This is a genomic window from Pseudalkalibacillus sp. A8 (assembly GCF_045920555.1).
Lineage (GTDB): Bacteria > Bacillota > Bacilli > Bacillales > Fictibacillaceae > Pseudalkalibacillus.
The window spans coordinates 1,901,522-1,920,427 of record NZ_CP174509.1 but is presented as its reverse complement, the minus strand read 5'-3'; the positions used below and the strand labels follow the sequence as shown (position 1 = coordinate 1,920,427).

Sequence of the window (18,906 nt, the reverse complement as noted above, 5' to 3'; positions counted from 1 at the left end):
TCTAACGTGTATATGTGATTTTCCAGAAAAGAAATCTTGCTTCTTTGAGTGCAAAAAAGAAATGAGATAATTCAATGGAATTACCTCATTTTATTAACACAAAAACATTCTTGTTACTGAGAGACTTTTTTTAATGGACGATGCAATTTCCGTTCCAGCAATTTGCCTATCAACCATAGTACGAAAATAATGATGCTGATGATGATCATTTTAATCGGTTCCTTGATGATGGAAAAGAAATCATGACCGATATAGGAAATGAAAAACACCATCACAAGCTTTCCTAGACTGACTGCAAGTACAAAGGTCAAGGTGCTCACCTTGGACAACCCGCAAATGACATTGATCAAAGCGGATGGCGTGAATGGAAAACAGTACAATACGAACAAGAGTCCGAACCCTTTCTTTTCAACCCATTCGAGCAATGATTTCGTTTTATCATGCCGGGTGAGAAACTTCAAAAACCTTGCTTGCGCATAATTCCTGACTAACATATAGACAAAGATCGAACCAAAAACAGTTCCGATCCACGAAAACAAGACACCCCAGAAAAAACCATACGCTGCTGCATTTCCTGCTACGAATAACACGAGAGGCAAAATCGGCAGGAATGCTTCAAGCATCGGTAATAGAATTCCCGGAAATGGTCCCAGGTTCTGATACTCATCCAACCATCGAAGGATATCTTCTTGCGTCAATTCTGTTAAAAAGTATTTCAATCGTTCCCAGTAAGCACCCATGACTGTACTCCTTCATCCTGTATGTATAGCCCTTATTTTATCATACGGCAAAAGAAAAGGTTTTTAACCTGATTAATTTCAATTATTAAAAAAGAGCTGACACTTGTGAGTCAGCCCTTGATCTCTACTTCATCAACGCCGCGTATACGGAATCATCCAATTCTTTTGCCTTTACTGGGTTGTATGTCTTTTCATATTCAGGTTCTTGTGTAATTTTCGCTCCCCAGAACATGCTTTCAAAGACGGCTTCCACAGTGATTTCGATTTTTGAAAGTTTAAGATTTACACCTTCCATGATATCTTCAAGGATCTCAGCTTTCCCCTGGATTGAATATACTGTCTCCAGCCCGATAACATTCAAGACAACCCCTGGATTCGCTTTGATGTTATCTACAATCCTTGAATTGTTCGTAACTGAAAAACGAATCCGCTTTTCATCGAAACTCTTCACCCAAGAAATCGCATTTACATTAGGAGTCCCGGTTTCTGCGTCCACGGTTGCAATATTCACCAGTTTCTCACCTTGAAAGAATTCAACAAGCTCAGGTGAAAGTTCTGTAGGTATTTCTTGTTTTGCCAAGTCAAAAACTCCTTTCAATTGTTAACCTGTTGCTAGATTAAATATATCATTTGTCAAAAAAGCTGCAAAGTTGAATTACTGAAAAGTTCCGGTTCTTTCATTGATCTTGTCTCTAATTTCCCAATTCAAACGACTGCAAACTTATATTATTCTGGCAAGATTAATCTCATTCGCCTGTAAGAAAGAAGCTGACATTCAAAAGAATTGTCAGCCTCCAGTTTATTTCCATCATGTTATGAAATCAGGCTTACCCTGCTGCAAGATCGGTTCGGATTGCGCCATTTCTGTACCGGTATGGACATCAAGCACAGCCGTCGCTTCGTTAAACCAGCTGTCGGGTGCAGCGTGGCCCCAGAATGTAGCTCTTCTCGGATCATTCAGGTCCCAACGGATCGGCAAGAAATCCGGGTCGCTCGTCAAATAGTCTCCTGTATACATTTCAATCCTGTTTCCATCAGGATCTCTCAAGTACAAGAAGAAAGCGTTGGATAACCCGTGCCTGCCTGGTCCGCGTTCAATCGCATTCGCATATCCCATCGATGCTAAGACATCACAGCAATGGATGACACTCATCGGATCACTAAGGGTAAAACCGACATGGTGAAGTCTCGGTCCTTTGCCGTTCATGAATGCGTGGTCGTGGACAGTAGGTTTGCGATGTAACCATGCCGCCCATACCCGATCATCTTCGGTGGCAGTATATTCTGAACATCGGAAACCTAATTCATTGATATAAAAGCTCTGGGCTGCTTCCACATTTTGAACCATGCAATTGACATGATCGATTCGCTGGACACGTGCTCCCCGGTATAGGTCGAACCTTTGAAGCAAACGTTCGACACCTTCCATTTTTGCGAAGAATTCAAGTGGCAGACCGGCTGGATCTTTAACCCGTAATGTTCTGCCTACAGCTCTTTGTGAACCTTGTTCGAACCACTTCGGTTTCATCCCTTTTGATTCGAAAAGCTTATATAGGTGGTCTAAATCGCTTTCTTCCATCACCTTGTAAGACATCGCATGGACGCCTGGCTCTTCCGCTTTTTTAAGAACCAGACTATGATGGACGTGCTCTTCCAATCCCCGCAGATATAGATGTTCATCATCCCGCTCAGTCTCTACAAACCCAAGCGCATCCACATAAAAGGCTTTTGCCTTATCGAGGTCTTTCACATTCATGACGACTCTTGCTACCCGTATGATGTTAAAGTCCATATCGCTGCCCCCTAAACATTAACATTCTCGGTCGTTGTCGGCTTGACTCGATCAAGGAATGACTTGACCATTTCTTTATATGGCTCTTTATTATAGACGTCATAATAGACATTCGACATCCGTACAGGGTCTCCAAAGAAATAATATTCGTATAAAGCTTGACGACCACCGAAAGAGCTTAATGAAATATCCCATGCCAAGCGGAATAATTGGACTTTTTCATACCCGTCGATTTGTCCGCCTTGCGTATAGCGATGCACAAGCTTTCCAATATCTTCATTGCTGAAGTCATCCTGTGTCGGTGTTCCCATCAAACCGGAAGCACCAAGGATCCTTACGATTTCGACCATCCGTTGGTACACTTTCGGATACCAGTTCCGCGCAGCATTCAACGGAGCAAAATCAGGCGTCATATTACCGTACTTGTCTATCGCTGCATTTTGTTCAGCTCGGAACATATGTGAACGCATCGTTTCGAGGATTATCATAACTTCCGAAGCTTTTTCTTTTACATGCTGGAACCGTTCAATTCCGATTGCATCGATCATACTTAAAATGACGCCGAGGACGAATTCCGTCTTCGCTGTGTTCTTGGCAATGACTTGGTGTGTCATATGAACCATTGCATTCGTCTCGACATAGGTACGGTTACAAATTTCAGAGTTTCCTGCTACAAAGACACGCTCCCACGGAACGAAAACGTTTTCAAAAATGACGATAGCATCACTTTCCTCGAAACGGCTGCTCAATGGGTGATCCCACTGGTTACGACCGATATCGAAGGATTCCCGGCAGACGTATTTCAAGCCTTTCGTATTATTCGGAATTGCAAAAGCCATCGCATATGGATCGTCATCAGTTGAAGCTTTATTCAAGGTCGATGGGAAAACGACGATTTCATCAGTGATCCCGCCCTGGGTAGCAAGAAGACGGGCCCCATTGACGACGATACCATCCTTGTTCTTTTCCACGATATGCGCTGAAATGCCAGGATCCTTCTGCTCATGCTGCATTTTCGAACGGTTGACCTGTGGATGGATCAATGTGTGTGTCAATGTAACGTCGTTTTCTCGGCAATAATCATAATATTTACGGACATTCTCACCAAACATCGGATCTTGTTCAGCGAAAAATTGTTCAGATGTACCGAAAGCCATCACACTCGTATTCAAGTAATCCGGTGTGCGGCCCATCATCCCGCCAGTATACCGGGCCCACTCCGTAAACATACCGCTCCGTTTCATCAGATCCTCTTTCGTTTTCGGGGCGATGAAGGATAAGCCTACCTTTTCACCAGATGTTGGTGAGGTATAAAGCATCTTGTCAGGTTTCTCATGCTGGAGATCCAAAAGCTTCGCCATTGATTGAATGACATTTTTCAATGCCGGATGCTCAGTGACATCATCAACTTTCTCCCCATGAATCCATACATTATTGTTCGCGGCTTTCAAGCCTTCTATATATTGTTTACCATTACGTGCACCCAATCCGATCCCTCCTGAATAATTGATCATTTCCGTTTTCCAAACTTACACCGACAAATCAGTCTGGTTGCTAATCATTTATGTCATCCGCCGGAGGTGTTTGATTAATTTTGCTGTGATGATGAAGACGTCAAGGATTTCTTTCCGAATTGCGGAATATGATGTTCACCCATTGCCACATGGATCACTTTCATTTCCGTATAAAATTCAAATGCGTAATGTCCGCCCTCACGGCCGATACCCGAGCTTTTCGACCCGCCGAATGGGATACGCAGATCACGGACATTCTGGGAATTCACCCATAGCATCCCTGCTTCGACAGCTTGCGCGACCCGATGACCTTTTTTCATATCATTCGTCCATACGTATCCTGCGAGACCATAACGGATATCGTTCGCCTGCTGGATGACCTCATCTTCTGTTTTGAAAGTCATCACGGACAAGACAGGTCCGAAAATCTCTTCCTGAGCAACACGCATGTTATTTTTCACATCAAGAAGCAAGGTCGGTGCTACGAAATTCCCTTTTTCTAGTCCTGACGGGATATTCCCATGATAAAGCTCGGCACCTTCTTGTGCTGCAATCGCAAGGTAATTTTTCACCCTGTTGTAATGTTCTTTATGGATAAGCGGGCCGACTTCAGTCTCCATATCCATCGGATCACCGACAGTGATATTGGATACACGCTCCTTCAACCGTTCGATGAAAGATTCGGCTGCTGATTCTTGGATGAACAGGCGAGAGTTCGCCGTGCAGCGTTCTCCGTTGAAAGAGAAAATCCCCCATACACAAGCATCAAGTGCCCTTTCCATGTCCGCATCCTCAAAAACGATGATCGGTGATTTACCGCCGAGCTCCATGGAAAAACGCTTCAAGCTTGCCGCACCGTTGCGCATGATTTCAGAGCCAGTTGTCGTTTCTCCAGTAAAAGAGATCAATTGGACATCAGGATGTGCTACCAGGGACGCACCAGCAGTTTCACCAAACCCGTGAACAACATTGAACACCCCGTTCGGCAATCCTGCTTCATCAATGATTTCTGCTAATTTATTTGCTGTGAGTGGTGACCATTCAGCCGGTTTCAACACAACGGTATTCCCAGTAGCCAGTGCTGGTGCTACCTTCCAGGTTTCAAGCATGAATGGAGCATTCCAGGGTGTGATCAATCCAGCGACACCGACTGGTTTCTGGACCGTATAATTTAAAAATTCATCATCGACCTGATAAGCTTCACCGACCATCCTGTTCTTCACCATCTCAGCATAAAATCTGAAGTTTGACGCTGCTCTAGAGGTCATTTTTTTTGTTTGCTTGATCGGCAGCCCTGTATCGAGTGATTCAAGGTGTGCAATCTCTTCGATATGCTCATCGATCAAGTCTGCAATTTTATAGATGTATTTTAGCCGTTCGCTAAGTTTCATAGAACCCCATGGACCATTGCGGAGCGCATCCTTCGCTGCGTCGACCGCGAATTCGATGTCCTCCTTCTGGCCTTCAGCAACATTGTTCAACGCTTCCCCGGTAACAGGACTGAGATTTTCAAAGGTCTGTTCATTCCGTGCATTTTGGAATTTGCCATTGATGTAAAGTTGAATGGGATCTTTAATTGTTGGCTCTTGCATTCTCGGCACCTCCTGCCGCAACTTGATCAGTTCTTCCGTCTAAAATATCGTTTTCCAGAGCACCTAGATAATCGATTTCAAGACGTACGTGGTCTCCAGGATATACGTGAGAGATCCCTTTAGGCGTTCCCGTCCAGATGACGTCATTTTCCCCCAAAGTCATAAAGGAACTGATGAATTCGATCAACTCTTCGATTCCGTAGATGAGATCTTTCGTATTCCCTTGCTGGCGAAGCTCCCCATTTACATAAGATCGTAATTCAATATTGTTCACATCCGGGATATCTTCCTTATCGACAAAATAAGGCCCCATCGGTCCGAACGTGTCGTGCCCTTTGGCGCGTACTGGTGGACGGTACATATTATTGACGAAGTCCCTGACCGTTACGTCATTGGCAATCGTGTAACCTTTGACATAATTCATCGCATCATCTTTTTTGATGGTGCGCCCTTCTTTTCCAATGACGACAGCCAATTCATTTTCATAGTGCATATACGTGGCGCCGTCAGGATAGTAGACTGGAGATTTATGGCCTACGATAGAAGAATTCGGCTTGATGAAAAGGACAGGCTCCTTCGGCTTTTCGAGTCCCAATTCATCTGCGTGGTCAGCATAGTTCAATGCGAGTCCGACCATTTTATTCGGCTTGAACGGTACCAACCAGACATCGATTTCGCTTTCGTCGTATATCTTTCCAGATGATGCTTGGATTTTTCCATCGACAACTGTTCCTGATTGTTCTCTACCTTCTACAATAAAACGTGCATGTTTCATTACGCATGACTCCCAACATTTTTAGATAATAAACCGTAATGATCCAATACTGAACGGATTTCCCTCTGTAGTTCATCGCTTGGTAAATCCATCGGCAGCCGCAGATTTGGGTGGATTCGATCCATCATTCCCAGTGCAGCTTTTAACGGAGAAGGGTTCGTATCCTTGAACAGGACATCATTCAAAGGCATCAAGTCATAATGGAGCTCTTGTGCTTTTGCTACATCACCATTAGCCCAATAGTTATAGACATCGGCCACCCTGCCAGGCATGATGTTTGCTGTTGCACTGATATAGCCCGCTCCACCGATTGCAAGCATCGGGTAACACAGAAGCTCTATTCCAGAATAGAGCAAGAAGTCTCTTCCGCAATTCAGGAGGACACGATTGACATGTTCAAAGTCCTTATTCGATTCTTTTATTCCGATGATATTTCCGCAATCCTCATTCAGTCTTGCGATTGTTTTCACGTCCATATTAACGGCGGTTCGTCCTGGAATGTTATAGATGATGATCGGAATATCTACCGTGTCTGCGATTGTTTTGAAATGTTTGTAAAGCGCATGTTGTGAGGGCTTGTTGTAGTATGGAACAATGACCATTGCTGCGTCTGCTCCAATTTCTTTTGCTTTCTTGGTGAGGTATAACGTTTCTTGGTGATTAGTGGAACCTGTACCTGGCACGAACGGGATTCTGCCATTTACTGTTTTTGCTGCTGTCTCCATGACCTGGACTCTTTCCTCTAGAGTCAAAGAGCTCGGCTCACCTGTCGTCCCTGTAACAGAAATACCATGGGAACCGCTTTCGATGTGCCATTCAATCAAACTTTTCAACGTATCAAGATCAAGAGAATCATCTTCCTTGAACGGAGTGATGATCGGTGCGATCGATCCTCTCAATTGCTGTTTCAACTCATCTAACTTAGACATTACAACCTCTCCTTTTGAATGTATTTTGACCTTATGAAGCAGGTCGGTCGAACAGTAAGAACAATACAAAATGTCGGACGGTTACAGCTCCTTTCTTCATCATTTTAAAAGTGCTGGTCAATGCCTTTGATGGTAAAACGATTTGACAGTATTCAATTTGTGTTCTCGAACGAAGGCTTCAATCTTTTCTGGAGCTGCCCTCTGTTCGAGTAAGCGTATGATTTCATCGTGCTCCAAGACGGATTCTTTGGCCCGGACAGGCATGAATGCAGATCCTGCCCTTCTGATTGAATCGAGGCGTTTCCATGTGGACCGGATATTTTCCACGAGATATTTGTTTTCACAATACTCATATGTAAGTCCGTGGAATAATCGATTATGCTTCCCGAAAGAGACAAAATCGAGTTCCTCTAAAGCTTGCTTCATAGATTGGTTGATTTCTTTAAGATCCGGAATACGGTCCAGCGGGAAATGTTGACCGCTGATGGCTGTCGCATAACCTTCAATTACGGCGAGAACCGATAACGTTTCTAGATACTCGTTTTCATTGATAGGGGTAACGATCGCACCACTGTACGGTTTGAACTGGATCAATCCATCTGATTCAAGCTGGCGGAGTGCCTCTCTTATTGGAATCGCACTAGTCTCAATTTCCCTAGCAATCTGGTCGATCACGATTCGATAACCTGGCCCATATGTCCCGTCTAGAATGCGGGCACGAAGCAACTTATACGCAAATTGTTGTTTATTCATGGATTTAGAATTAAGCGCTTTCATAAATTCATGATATATAAAATCATATATGATTTCAAGATAAATATCAGAATTGTTCCAATAGTCACAAATATAGCCTTTAAGTGCCGCTTACAAGCCCTCTTTCGTGTTTTCCTGATCTCATGACTGCTTCATGAGTACCTCGATTTCGATTTTTCGCTTTTTCAGGGTGTCAAAACACCTCTTTGAGTACCTCGTTCTCCGTTTTTTGCATTATCAGGGTGTCAAAGCCCCTCTTTGAGTGCCTCGTTTTCCGTTTTTCGCTTTTTCAGGGTGTCAAAGCCCCTCTTCGAGTGCCTCGTTTTCCGTTTTTCGCTTTTTCAGGGTGTCAAAACCCTTCTTTGAGTACCTCGTTTTCCGTTTTTCGCTTTTTCAGGGTGTCAAAGCCCCTCTTTGAGTGCCTCGTTTTCCGTTTTTGCATTATCAGGGTGTCAAAACACCTCTTTGAGTACCTCGTTCTCCGTTTTTTGCATTATCAGGGTGTCAAAGCCCCTATTCATTCGAGGATCCTTAGAAGTATTGTTGAAGGCATCCAGGGACAGGGCGAACTAATCTTTTTTATAAAAAAAACCTGAGGGAAGAATCTTCACTCAGGTTCAACTAATAGGTTATAAATCGTTATGGCAACGGGACGATTTGATTTTGTACAGCATAGATGATGGCTTGTGAACGGCTTTTCACTTGAAGTTTTTTAAGTATGTTGCTTACATGGATCTTGACAGTCTTATCACTGATAAATAACCGATCAGCGATATCTTTATTGCTCAGACCCTCCACGAGACAGATCAACACGTCTTTTTCCCGATCCGTCAGGTCGTTTCCATTTTGGCTGATTTGATTTTTCTTTTGATGATAGTCTACTAGTTTTTTAGCCATGCTCGGGTGTAGTATCGATTTCCCTTCTGCTACAGCATGGATTGCCTCAATAACCTCTTCTGAAGGTGCATCTTTCAGGAGATATCCATCTGCTCCAGCTTTCAAAGCTGCCATGAAGTATTCATCATGCTTGTACATCGTCAAAATCAACACTTTACATTTCGGGAAACTTTTCTTTACTAAACTAGTAAGTTCTATTCCATTTCTATCTGGAAGATTGATATCCATCAAAATCACATCTGGCTCAGTCGTTTCAATCGTTTCTAAAATTTCTTCCCCAGAGGTCAACTCTCCGACAACGGCAATGTCCTCTTCAATAGCAATAATGTTTTTCATTCCGTCTCTCAGAATTGCATGGTCATCGATTAAAAGTAGTTTTATCATTGTTGAGTCTCCTCCACTTTAATTTGTTACTGGTACAATCATGAGAATCTCGGTGCCCCGGCCTGATGTACTATTTATTTTCAACGACGCATCGATCTGTTCTGCTAATTCATTCATATTCAAGATACCATAATGAGCTTCCGATTTGGCTCTCATCAATGCTTTATATAATTGAAAACCTTTGCCATCATCTTTAACCCGTACAATTACATGCTCCTTACAGTACCTGATCATGACATCTACTTTGGAAGCCTCAGAATGTTTCCCAGCATTTTGCAATGCTTCAGAGACGACTTCATATACATTCTTCTCTACATGGGGCGTGACCTCTAGCGCAACACCTCGAGTGTTGATCGAAACATTCAGGTCAAAGTCTTCCGTAACCTCTTCACCTTTTGCTCGGATCGCTTCAACCATGCCAAACTTATCACTAGGATTAGGTCTCAAAGCATAAATGGATTCTCTAACTTCCCCAAGGCTTCCCCTCAGTTTTTTGATGCTTTCATTTACTAACTTGATCTTTTCATTGTCTCCTGTTTTCAATCGTTTAGAGGTCTCAAGCTTCAAGACAGCACCAGCAAGTGATTGTGCAATCCCATCATGAATTTCCCTTGCAATACGGTTTCGTTCTTCCAATACGATACGCTGTTCTCTTTCTGTAAATAGATTTCTTGTCTTTATTATAACAGCAAGTTGATTCGCTAAAGTAGACAAAAATTGAATATCCGTCAATTGATATAATTTATTGTTTTCCTTTCCGACAAGCAAAACACCGACGGTTTCATTCTCGATTCGTAAAGGAGTGATGACAACCGAGCGAACGGAGGAATCCAGGTAAGCATCCAATCCCTCTGGAAATTCCTTACGAGAGGAAAAGTGTACTGCTTCATCTAATTGAGTAAACCACTCTTCCCCGAATGCACTTTCTATTCCTTGGATGATGCCTCCTTTTTTAAAAGACCCTTTCCACTTATCATTTTCTTTAACGATGAATAAAGCCACATCTGTCGTAATGAATTCATCGATCCATCTTTCTACTGAAGAAACCCAATCATCTGAGGGGAGTATCCTGTTCAATTCTTTTGTTAGAGAAACCAGGGATTTGAAACGATTTTTCTCCCGGTTCAACCGGTTTATGATAGCACTGATGATTGAAGCGGCCACTAGTGGAGAAAAGAAAAACAGGAATGAAAAAACATCTACGACGCCGCCCCTGTTTTGATTTCCCAATACGAACATCAACATCAGATAACTGATGGAAATCACAACGATCACGGTCTCCTGAACCATCTTCTGCTTCCAATCTTTCCAGGAATATGTGTGTGGTCGTAGCCAAAAAATCGTATCGATCAACAAATTATTTATTATGTAAAAAAGCAAAGTGAACAGCAGCAATTTATAATAGTGATACCCTATTCCGGTTCCCCCCGTCCAAGTCAAATAAAGAATAGCGCTTGTAACCATATGAGTAAGGACAAGTGTCAAAGCAAGCTGTGCCGGATTGAACCAAACAATCTGGATATGCCGCCTTTTAATCAAATTGACTACAAAACTGACAAGGACTAATGTGACAACGCCCATCCATGGTCCATATAAAATAATGATCGTATAGATTAGCGGAAAACTTAATGATGTGATACTCTTCCAAACCGGGATCGGGAACAGTTCTGTAATAAATAAGAAACCAATCAGCAGTGTAAATGACCAAAGATCATTGATGGTGTGTAATTTAAAAATACTATAGAAGGCTAATAACCAGCCAATCACTGTTATGAAAGTAATTACGATATTAGAATTTCGTTCACGGGTCCTATCCATACTCAAAAACCCCTAACAACTTGAAAAGTGATGTATATAAATCCCATTATCCTAACAAACCCTTTGAAATCCAATAGCTTAACCCGAAAATGAATCCTACTAATAATAAAATCAGTGCGAGCCATGCATTACTTATTTTCATGTTGATTCTCCTTTATTAAAAGACTGAATGATTTCGGGTATTTCAGATAAAGAATCTATCGTGAAATCCGTGTCCCTGGGCTTTTCGTAATGAGCATTCTTAACCCAAATCGTGTACATCCCCAATTTTTTTGCTGCATGAATATCATTGGTCGGATGATCACCGACTAAGACTGTTTCAATTGGTTGAAGGTCCAACAGTCGCAATCCTCTAAGAAAAAATTCTGCCGAGGGTTTTTTGATCCCTTCTTTCTCAGAAATCAAAATACAATGGAAAACATCCTCAAGCGAAAGAGCTTCGATCGTTTTTGTTTGGAACATGGTTTCCCCATTAGTTATCAAGCCAATCGTCAGGGAAGATCTTTGAAGATAGGAGATCACCTCATCTAACCCATCCACCGGCAGGCAATGGTTATGAAACTCCTTATAATAATCGTCTAAAAGAAGATCATACCACTCTTGATTCAGTTTATATTTTTCAACAATACTGCGATAAACTTTTTTTTTATGCTTGTAGCCGTTTTGGTCATAGTTTAAAAAGTCGTCCATATAACTTTGTAAAGTCACTTTTTCCAATGAGTCTATATACCGGTCGTATTGCTTACAAACAAACTCTTGTAACGATTTGGTTCGATCCAACAGCGTCCCATCCAAATCAAACATCAATCCTTTGATCATCTTCATCAACCTTTACTTGAGTATTTCAAATAAAGTATACATGAAAAAGCTGATTTTTCAGATACAAAATCAAATACATCCGAAACCACGGATAATAGAAAAAACTCAACCGATTACAATCGATTGAGCCAGTTTTTATTGAAGGAGATTTGGGTCTGTAGGATTATGACTAGGTTTCACTTCCTTAAGACGTTCAAGTATTCCCATCTCTTCAATGTCCTTTTTCGTCTGATCCGACCCTAAATCATAAATGGTCAGGTAAATTTCATTTAGGAGACGATCATAAATCATATGGTCGCGGTCTGCAGTATCAATGACATTTGCAAAAAAGTGCGAGTGGAAATAACCGATCCGATCAGTATTATCAGCCTCTACCATCAAGTCCTTCAATAACGCAGCTTCGTCTTCCGTTGCATTTATTTCGAAATCATAGCTTGACTCACCTTTACTGTTCCGAATTTCCGCATTTTGCATACCAACTTGAACAGTTATATAATACGGCTTTCGTTCCAACCCAATCTACCCCCAGTCCGATTGTTTTATCTTATTTTGGACAAGTTGGACAGTTTTATTCGAATACATTCCAATTAAAAAACTGTTCAAGCATAAGAAAAAAATAAATTAATGTAATATTCTGAAAACTAATTGACATTGAACTGCATATCTTAGATAATAACTAAAAGGGTTTGGGAGGAATCCTCATGAATAAGCACACCTCATCTTTTCAGGCTAAAATGAAAGAGCAGGCACAATTGAGACAGAGAAAAGCCGAACAGTATTTTGTTTCCCTTGCCGCCCAACTTCAACTGGACGAATCATTATTCCAACACCAGAGCCAAAAACTCAGAGAGAAAATTGATGATGCACTTGCACGCAATGACCAGGAGTCGTTTTACCGTCTTGCTGAGCAATTTAAAAAGAAGTACAGCAATAATTGATTATCCTAAAACCCCAAAGGGGCTGACTGTAGTCTGCCCCTTTTGCTGTACTTAATTTTTTTGGACAGCAATCAGTGTGGCCACCATTTCGGAGTGCCCTTTCGCATGGGTGACAATAGATCTGGTATTCCCCCGGCTCAAATATCTTTTTGATGGACCCTTCACCTTTAATCCTAACCTTTTTCATTCCTTTTATTGCAAACTCATGCTTACCCTCCTCACTTTTGAAATTGATCGTGATGGGTTGGTCAGCAAATACTTTATATACTTTCTTATTGAACTCCCAATTTTCGGCCTTCACTTCAATAACTGTCACCGGTGAATCTATAGGCACGTCATCGGCCCCATCAGCAGTTCCGCAAGCTACCAAAAACATCATTCCGGACATGACAAGTATAAATTTATGTATCAAAGGAAATCCTCCATTTGATTCGTGTCTTATTAGTGTTATTTATTTTTTCACTAGGAAGGCTTTTCATACTAAATAAAAAACTGACCAAATCAGAGAGCATACTTGACGCGCTAAGAACATTCCGACAAATTTCTATCAAAAAAGTTCCAACTCGAAGTATTGCTCTAATATTTGATCAGCTCTTTTCTTAATAACACACGAATGAAACGATCTGCCGACGGTCGATCCCGAAGTACACCCATCTCCGTCCTGTCCATCGATAGCCTGCTACAGAATTCCTTCCGACGAATGTAAGCCAAGCCCAGAAAGAATATCCCCCTTGCAACCAAATATAGACATATCTTCGTATACAAGGCCTCAATGCGCCTGGGTCTACCGCATAAGTACCCGCTCCTGGACTAGCTTGTAATGCGGATGGTGACTGGTTCGGTATAAAACTCGGAGGTGGACCTGGCGGTGGTCCACCTCCGTCAGGAAAAGGCGGACCAGGTGGCGGGCCGGATTGCTGTGGGCCTCCTCCGCCTAGAATATTTTGCAATATGGAAGCAAGTGGGTTTTGCCGATTATTCAAAGACATACTCCCCCTTCAATATGGGTTTCAGACTATCATATGTCAATTGAAACTTTAGAGTGCAGGCTTTTACCCATCTTCCAAATTCTAACTATCTATACCCGAAAAATAACCAATTTTGACGAATCTATATATAAAACATTCATTCAGGAGGTGTACTGTGTCCAAATACATTATCAACCACAAGAAAAAAGTGGTTCATCTTTCCTCTTATGTTTGCGACGCATGTCGCATCCCTTATTATGAAAGTGATATTCGCGAAGACAGTACAGATGAAGAACATGTCCATTTGTTGATCCATAAATCTTATCAACAATGCCCTTTCTGCTTTGAGCTATCTCCTTCAGTACCTACACCGAAGATACGCGCGATGTAAAGACAATTCTTATCGTATTACAAAGAGTCTACTGATTCCATTCAAGTGAGTACAATATACTAACTTAACACAGACTTCTGAATCAGGTCATGAATTTAATAATAATGTAAAAATGACCTCAAAGGACTTTTTATATCCTTCAAGGTCATTTTATGTTTTAGCTACGTTCTTTTTGGTATGCGATGAGTATGATATCTTCATTGCTTTCTTTCTTCAGTTCTCTTTCATAGTTCTGGATCTTGTCTAACATTTCCTTCGAAACATTTGCTACTGGATAATTTTGATCTTTCACTATTTCAGCTCCTTTTTCCGTCTTTCGTATACTGAATGATATCTCTGTCGTCAATATCATCCACCGTAGTATCGCTTTCATCAAAGTCTACAATTGAATTTCCCATTGATCCATCCATGAAATACTGCTCAGCTTCATTTGCGGCGATCGTATCGAAGCCAGGATTAAGGGCAGAATCGGACTGTAACTCCGGCTGCCTTTTTTCACGCTTAAAATCTTTATTCATTGCTATCACTCCTTTTAAAGTAGAGCCTTATTTATTGCCTTTTGTTACAGCGAGATGGCTTTCCATCAAACAGGTATAGCTACTCTTATTTTTACGCTTACATAGATGATCTATTACTAACCTTGACTTAATTATTGATTTTCATACTTAATTTGAATAATAGAGCGTAGTTCTTTATAACTTAAAAAGGCTGACGAAAAGTGTCAGCCCTGGTGTTATTTTTATTATCCTGATTTCCTTTTCTTTTTTGATAATTTGTTCAGTACCCACCCTTGACCTACTTCACAGTACCTGAGTGGCAGTTCTAATTGGGCCAAAATAGTGTCTTTTCCGACAAGTTTCAAATTTCCTGTTTCTTCATTCAAAACATCGATTTGCGCAGTTTCTGTCTCGGATAACGGTACAACAACGTTTTCTAATCCTTTGATCTTAAATGCTTTACCATCGAAAGAAACCTTGTGACAGTGGGGAGGTTGACCTAGTTTTATTTTTTCCAAACTTGCTTCCCTCCTATTTTGGATTGACTCTATTGTAACAGATTCTACCCAAGAAAAAAGTATAAATTTAGATATTTTAAAAAATTCTTTCAATTGAATTTTTATGTCAGTGTGTGTCTGTTTCGACATATTCTCCTAAAAACGTGATCAGTTCTTCAATTTCGGTATTTTTTAATTCAACTCGGTAGATTTTCTCTCTTACAAAAAATCGTAAAACCCCTCCAGAAGGGTATTTATGATTATCTTCATGAAACCCCGTTATAATATCCGCACGTGCAACCTTTTCCCATTTATAAGAAAAAATCCCCACACGGAACCCTTTGGAGCCAATAGAAATATAGACTGTCGAATAGATCTGGGCAATGAATAAGACAAGGTGCATGAATAGAAGATAGGGATATCCATAAAAAAACTTCCCCTATCCAAGGGAAGTCTCTGTGTTCTCGATTTTTTCATTGTTTAGGGCCTCTGCATATTCGAATAGCAGGATACTCATCGATACAGCCCAGGCCAAAGGTGTATTTTCATTCGCTTTGTCTGTACCGCCGATGTAAAGTTCCGGTACTTTTCCATCCGCAGGGACAATGGACTTGGTCTTTTTTAAATACTCTTCAACTTTACGTATGTCTCCTAACTGTCCATAGCATAGACCTAGCCACGGGAAACCGAAACACCACTCAGCTTCTGAACCTTCATTAAAATACTGATCCCCTTTATAACGGAGGCAGCCATATTTTCTTTCTAGCTGGCCTGTTACATTCGCTAATATTTCAAGTGCAGTCTTTCGGGACACAATTTGATAAGGATATATCAAAGACAATAACGCAAGATCTGTTTCTTTTGTCTGACTTTCTCTTGGAAGTAAGAATCTGAGAGTCTCTTCTCCCTTTTTTATCAACTCATCTGGTACATCGACCAGCATTCGCACCTGTTTCAATCCTGCAACACACGCTCCGACACTGGATGCATGAAGCTCTTGATATTCTTCCCACATTCCGTTATCCTCATCAGACCAATACTGCACACAGTTCAAATAATCCACGAGTTTCTGAATGATTTCCCGGTCTTTTTCCTCTCGAATCATCTTCTTCCCACGTGCTAAACCGGCACCGATTCCCCACAAGAAGCTGCCGATCGCATCATGCTGGGCATGCCCCCACTCGACAGGAAGTTCTTTGAGATCAGTAGAATAACGGGCATGGATATATTCATAGCGGTATACAGGTCTTTGGTACCGATGAATATCGATTTTCCATTCATAGGTCTTGAATAAGTCTAAAAGGGCATAATACGCTTTTTCGAACCTGTCATCGTTGTTATATAGAAATGGAAGTGCCGCATAACATACATCACGAATCCACACATAGGAATAATGCTTAGATGGACTTGCGAGATAGGCTCCATTCGGAAGCCTCATCGTCTCCAACACATCGTATAGTTTTGATTTTTCCATCATCTAAATCCTTCCTCTTCTTATACCTTGTTACTCCCTTTATTCCCTTAATTCGACAATTTACTCTTGGTTGTGAAAAAGAGGATGAAAACCACCAATAGTGCTGCATTGCCTTTAATATCGTATTCAACAGCCGTCCAAATGTCAGCCCAAATGAAACCGTTTCCAGTGTAATTTTGCTTTTATGATAGGTTATGTTGTTGCGAAAATTCACTCCCTTTCCGCGGGCTGAAGAAAAGAGGAAGCGACCCGCTTAGGCACGTAGGTCACTGGAAAACTGACGAGGAGGCTTGAACCAACAAAGACTTGGTTCTGCGTGGGCTCATACATGTAAATCAATGTGTCGACCGCCGCAGGAAGTTTGAAGTGATCCAAGTGACTGGTCGCTGAGCTGGACATCATCTCTCTGCATCCAAACTGCGGGATCTCTCCTGGTTCGCTTTTCCTGCAGAAGTGTCGTAAATTTTGCTTACTGTAATTTTCAAAAACAACATTAAAATCTAAAAAAACCTATAAATAAAAAAGGACAGACGTTAAGTCAATCCTTCCATGAACACTTTGTTTCAATGGTAGTAAATAACTATGTTCCAAGTCTGTATTGCTTAAGGGTTAAAAATAGAAGCCTTGGACTTCTTCACAATTGATGGATCGAAGGAAATTTAACTGCTCAATAGTTTCGACTCCTTCTACAACAACAGATAAATTGAAATGATGAGATAAATCGATGATCGCTTTGATCATAGCGGTGTCATTAAAGTTACCCGGTACGTCCATTATGAACGGCCGTGCAATTTTCAGTTGGTTCAATGGATATTTTTTGACATAGCTTAAGGAAGAATAACCAGTCCCGAAATCATCAATCGAAACCTGGACTCCCATCGCAGCTATTTCTTGTAATTGAGCTGTTAAGCATTCCTCTTTATTCATCGCTACACTCTCCGTAATTTCGATCACTAATTTATCTGCTGGAAAGAGTGTCTCCGTCAAAAGCATCGAAATCTTCGACTTTCAAAAGTTCCATTCTGCCAACAAGTTCCTCGTCCATTTCAGTTGAATAGAAGACGACTTTACTTTTTCTATCCTCTTTAGCCTTATACATAGCAAGGTCTGCATGTTTCATCAACTCTTCAACAGAATCACCATGTTCCGGGTAGATTGACACCCCTACCCTCAAGGTGATGGACAATTCTTTATCATTGATATGAAAGGGATGTTCAATCGTATTGATAATTTTGGTCGTTAATTCTTTGATTTCATCTTCATAATAAAAACCGTCTATCAATATGGCAAATTCGTCCCCTCCATGCCGGGCCATGAAGGTACCCTCTGGAAGGCAGCTTTTAATTCTTTTAATGACTTGTAATAAGAGCTGGTCGCCTAATGAATGGCCGAGTGTATCGTTCACATGCTTTAAACGGTCGACATCCAGGAGAATAAGAGATGCCATCGTACGCGACTGACTTGAATCAATAATTTTCCATTCTATCATTTGTTCAAGATATCTACGGTTAGGTAGACGACTGAATGTATCATGACGTGCGATGTACTCGATCTGCTTGAATGCATCCTCCAAGTCTTTATGGGAATCCGTCAACTCCTGGGTACGTTCGCCAATCTTCTTTTCAAGATGTTGATTGAAAAGCTTCAGATGTTTTACAAGGGATTGATTCTGAATGATACTGATGATGTCACGGCAGATAACTAATACAAAGGTTACGACCAGACTTCCAAATAATACTTTGTTATTTTGATATACGAATAATAAATCATAAAGCAGAATAAAAACACCGGTATATTGGATGATCGGCCTGATGATTTCCCAGTGTGAGTAAGATATCGTAAATCTGTCCTGATATCGAATGAGAAGATTGTCTTATTTCTGATGAAACGAGGAGACAATGATAAAAATGCCTAGCCCATCAAGCAAAAGATATTTTTCTCGTAAGACCGTCCCGTCCAATGAATCAACAAGTATGAAGTCTGTAAAAAGCGGCGTTGTTTCTCTACTAAGGAGATAAGTCATCAATATGCAGATAACGAGCGATCCAACACCGATCTGAACACGAGACAGAGTCATAAATGAATACCCCCAACATTGAGCTTGTTTCTTCTTATACGCATTATATCG

General features: G+C 41.2%; 25 protein-coding genes. 3 read left to right on the top strand and 22 right to left on the bottom strand.

Annotated features, from left to right (window positions below; translation table 11 throughout):
• Positions 1-113: 113 nt before the first annotated feature.
• The 12 genes from ACJROX_RS10005 to ACJROX_RS09950 form a co-directional block, all read right to left on the bottom strand.
• On the bottom strand, positions 114-740 hold the full coding sequence (locus tag ACJROX_RS10005; RefSeq protein ID WP_408010612.1) for a TVP38/TMEM64 family protein: 627 nt from the start codon (positions 738-740) through the stop codon (positions 114-116).
• A 124-nt stretch (positions 741-864) separates the two neighbouring features.
• Positions 865-1,320: a pyridoxamine 5'-phosphate oxidase family protein gene (locus ACJROX_RS10000; protein WP_408010611.1), complete on the bottom strand. Its 456-nt coding sequence runs from the start codon at positions 1,318-1,320 to the stop codon at positions 865-867.
• 228 nt (positions 1,321-1,548) lie between these two features.
• Positions 1,549-2,532, bottom strand: coding sequence for a 3,4-dihydroxyphenylacetate 2,3-dioxygenase (gene hpaD / locus ACJROX_RS09995; protein ID WP_408010610.1), 984 nt, complete (start codon positions 2,530-2,532; stop codon positions 1,549-1,551).
• Positions 2,533-2,543: 11 nt separating this feature from the next.
• Positions 2,544-4,019 carry a 4-hydroxyphenylacetate 3-monooxygenase, oxygenase component gene (hpaB, locus tag ACJROX_RS09990; protein ID WP_408010609.1) on the bottom strand — a complete coding sequence of 492 codons (1,476 nt, stop codon included), beginning with the start codon at positions 4,017-4,019 and terminating at the stop codon, positions 2,544-2,546.
• 101 nt (positions 4,020-4,120) lie between these two features.
• Positions 4,121-5,638: a 5-carboxymethyl-2-hydroxymuconate semialdehyde dehydrogenase gene (gene hpaE / locus ACJROX_RS09985; protein WP_408010608.1), complete on the bottom strand. Its 1,518-nt coding sequence runs from the start codon at positions 5,636-5,638 to the stop codon at positions 4,121-4,123.
• Positions 5,619-6,413, bottom strand: a complete 795-nt coding sequence (locus ACJROX_RS09980; protein ID WP_408010607.1) for a fumarylacetoacetate hydrolase family protein — start codon at positions 6,411-6,413, stop codon at positions 5,619-5,621. Before ACJROX_RS09980 ends, hpaE begins: the two co-directional genes overlap by 20 nt.
• Complete coding sequence (gene hpaI / locus ACJROX_RS09975) at positions 6,413-7,342, bottom strand: 2,4-dihydroxyhept-2-ene-1,7-dioic acid aldolase (RefSeq protein ID WP_408010606.1); 930 nt, start codon at positions 7,340-7,342, stop codon at positions 6,413-6,415. Before hpaI ends, ACJROX_RS09980 begins: the two co-directional genes overlap by 1 nt.
• A 117-nt stretch (positions 7,343-7,459) precedes the next feature.
• Entirely contained in the window at positions 7,460-8,095 is a 636-nt protein-coding gene (locus tag ACJROX_RS09970) for a GntR family transcriptional regulator (protein WP_408010605.1), read from the bottom strand.
• Positions 8,096-8,734: 639 nt separating this feature from the next.
• Positions 8,735-9,376, bottom strand: a complete 642-nt coding sequence (locus ACJROX_RS09965) for a response regulator (RefSeq protein ID WP_408010604.1) — start codon at positions 9,374-9,376, stop codon at positions 8,735-8,737.
• Positions 9,377-9,394: 18 nt separating this feature from the next.
• Positions 9,395-11,194: a GAF domain-containing sensor histidine kinase gene (locus ACJROX_RS09960; RefSeq protein ID WP_408010603.1), complete on the bottom strand. Its 1,800-nt coding sequence runs from the start codon at positions 11,192-11,194 to the stop codon at positions 9,395-9,397.
• Positions 11,195-11,332: 138 nt separating this feature from the next.
• Positions 11,333-12,019, bottom strand: a complete 687-nt coding sequence (locus ACJROX_RS09955) for an HAD family hydrolase (RefSeq protein WP_408010602.1) — start codon at positions 12,017-12,019, stop codon at positions 11,333-11,335.
• A 129-nt stretch (positions 12,020-12,148) separates the two neighbouring features.
• Complete coding sequence (locus tag ACJROX_RS09950; protein WP_408010601.1) at positions 12,149-12,526, bottom strand: hypothetical protein; 378 nt, start codon at positions 12,524-12,526, stop codon at positions 12,149-12,151.
• A 188-nt stretch (positions 12,527-12,714) separates the two neighbouring features.
• On the opposite strand from ACJROX_RS09950, the gene ACJROX_RS09945 reads away from it, so the two are divergent.
• Entirely contained in the window at positions 12,715-12,951 is a 237-nt protein-coding gene (locus ACJROX_RS09945; RefSeq protein WP_408010600.1) for an IDEAL domain-containing protein, read from the top strand.
• On the opposite strand, the gene ACJROX_RS09940 is transcribed toward ACJROX_RS09945, so the two are convergent.
• Positions 12,926-13,363 carry a hypothetical protein gene (locus tag ACJROX_RS09940; protein ID WP_408010599.1) on the bottom strand — a complete coding sequence of 146 codons (438 nt, stop codon included), beginning with the start codon at positions 13,361-13,363 and terminating at the stop codon, positions 12,926-12,928. The two genes, ACJROX_RS09945 and ACJROX_RS09940, sit on opposite strands and share 26 nt — an antisense overlap.
• Positions 13,364-13,550: 187 nt before the next feature.
• Positions 13,551-13,934 carry a transporter gene (locus tag ACJROX_RS09935; RefSeq protein ID WP_408010598.1) on the bottom strand — a complete coding sequence of 128 codons (384 nt, stop codon included), beginning with the start codon at positions 13,932-13,934 and terminating at the stop codon, positions 13,551-13,553.
• A gap of 160 nt (positions 13,935-14,094) precedes the next feature.
• Here ACJROX_RS09935 and ACJROX_RS09930 point away from each other — a divergent pair, with 160 nt between their 5' ends.
• Positions 14,095-14,310 (top strand): hypothetical protein, encoded by a 216-nt coding sequence (locus tag ACJROX_RS09930; protein ID WP_408010597.1) that lies wholly within the window; start codon positions 14,095-14,097, stop codon positions 14,308-14,310.
• A 157-nt stretch (positions 14,311-14,467) separates the two neighbouring features.
• Here the strand turns inward: ACJROX_RS09930 and ACJROX_RS09925 are convergent, their stop codons facing one another.
• The 7 genes from ACJROX_RS09925 to ACJROX_RS09895 form a co-directional block, all read right to left on the bottom strand.
• Positions 14,468-14,602, bottom strand: coding sequence for a hypothetical protein (locus ACJROX_RS09925; protein WP_408010595.1), 135 nt, complete (start codon positions 14,600-14,602; stop codon positions 14,468-14,470).
• A gap of 4 nt (positions 14,603-14,606) precedes the next feature.
• Positions 14,607-14,828, bottom strand: coding sequence for a hypothetical protein (locus ACJROX_RS09920; protein WP_408010594.1), 222 nt, complete (start codon positions 14,826-14,828; stop codon positions 14,607-14,609).
• A gap of 224 nt (positions 14,829-15,052) precedes the next feature.
• Entirely contained in the window at positions 15,053-15,325 is a 273-nt protein-coding gene (locus tag ACJROX_RS09915; protein WP_408010593.1) for a hypothetical protein, read from the bottom strand.
• A gap of 106 nt (positions 15,326-15,431) precedes the next feature.
• Positions 15,432-15,707: a hypothetical protein gene (locus tag ACJROX_RS09910; RefSeq protein WP_408010592.1), complete on the bottom strand. Its 276-nt coding sequence runs from the start codon at positions 15,705-15,707 to the stop codon at positions 15,432-15,434.
• A gap of 36 nt (positions 15,708-15,743) precedes the next feature.
• Positions 15,744-16,778: a glycoside hydrolase family 15 protein gene (locus tag ACJROX_RS09905; protein ID WP_408011625.1), complete on the bottom strand. Its 1,035-nt coding sequence runs from the start codon at positions 16,776-16,778 to the stop codon at positions 15,744-15,746.
• Between the two features lie 609 nt (positions 16,779-17,387).
• Positions 17,388-17,732 carry an EAL domain-containing protein gene (locus tag ACJROX_RS09900; protein ID WP_408010591.1) on the bottom strand — a complete coding sequence of 115 codons (345 nt, stop codon included), beginning with the start codon at positions 17,730-17,732 and terminating at the stop codon, positions 17,388-17,390.
• A gap of 4 nt (positions 17,733-17,736) precedes the next feature.
• Positions 17,737-18,351, bottom strand: a complete 615-nt coding sequence (locus ACJROX_RS09895) for a diguanylate cyclase domain-containing protein (protein ID WP_408010590.1) — start codon at positions 18,349-18,351, stop codon at positions 17,737-17,739.
• A 6-nt stretch (positions 18,352-18,357) separates the two neighbouring features.
• Between ACJROX_RS09895 and ACJROX_RS09890 the strand changes: the two genes are divergently transcribed.
• Complete coding sequence (locus ACJROX_RS09890) at positions 18,358-18,483, top strand: hypothetical protein (RefSeq protein ID WP_408010589.1); 126 nt, start codon at positions 18,358-18,360, stop codon at positions 18,481-18,483.
• A gap of 168 nt (positions 18,484-18,651) precedes the next feature.
• Here ACJROX_RS09890 and ACJROX_RS09885 read toward each other — a convergent pair whose 3' ends face one another.
• Positions 18,652-18,855 (bottom strand): hypothetical protein, encoded by a 204-nt coding sequence (locus ACJROX_RS09885; RefSeq protein WP_408010588.1) that lies wholly within the window; start codon positions 18,853-18,855, stop codon positions 18,652-18,654.
• Positions 18,856-18,906 lie beyond the last annotated feature (51 nt).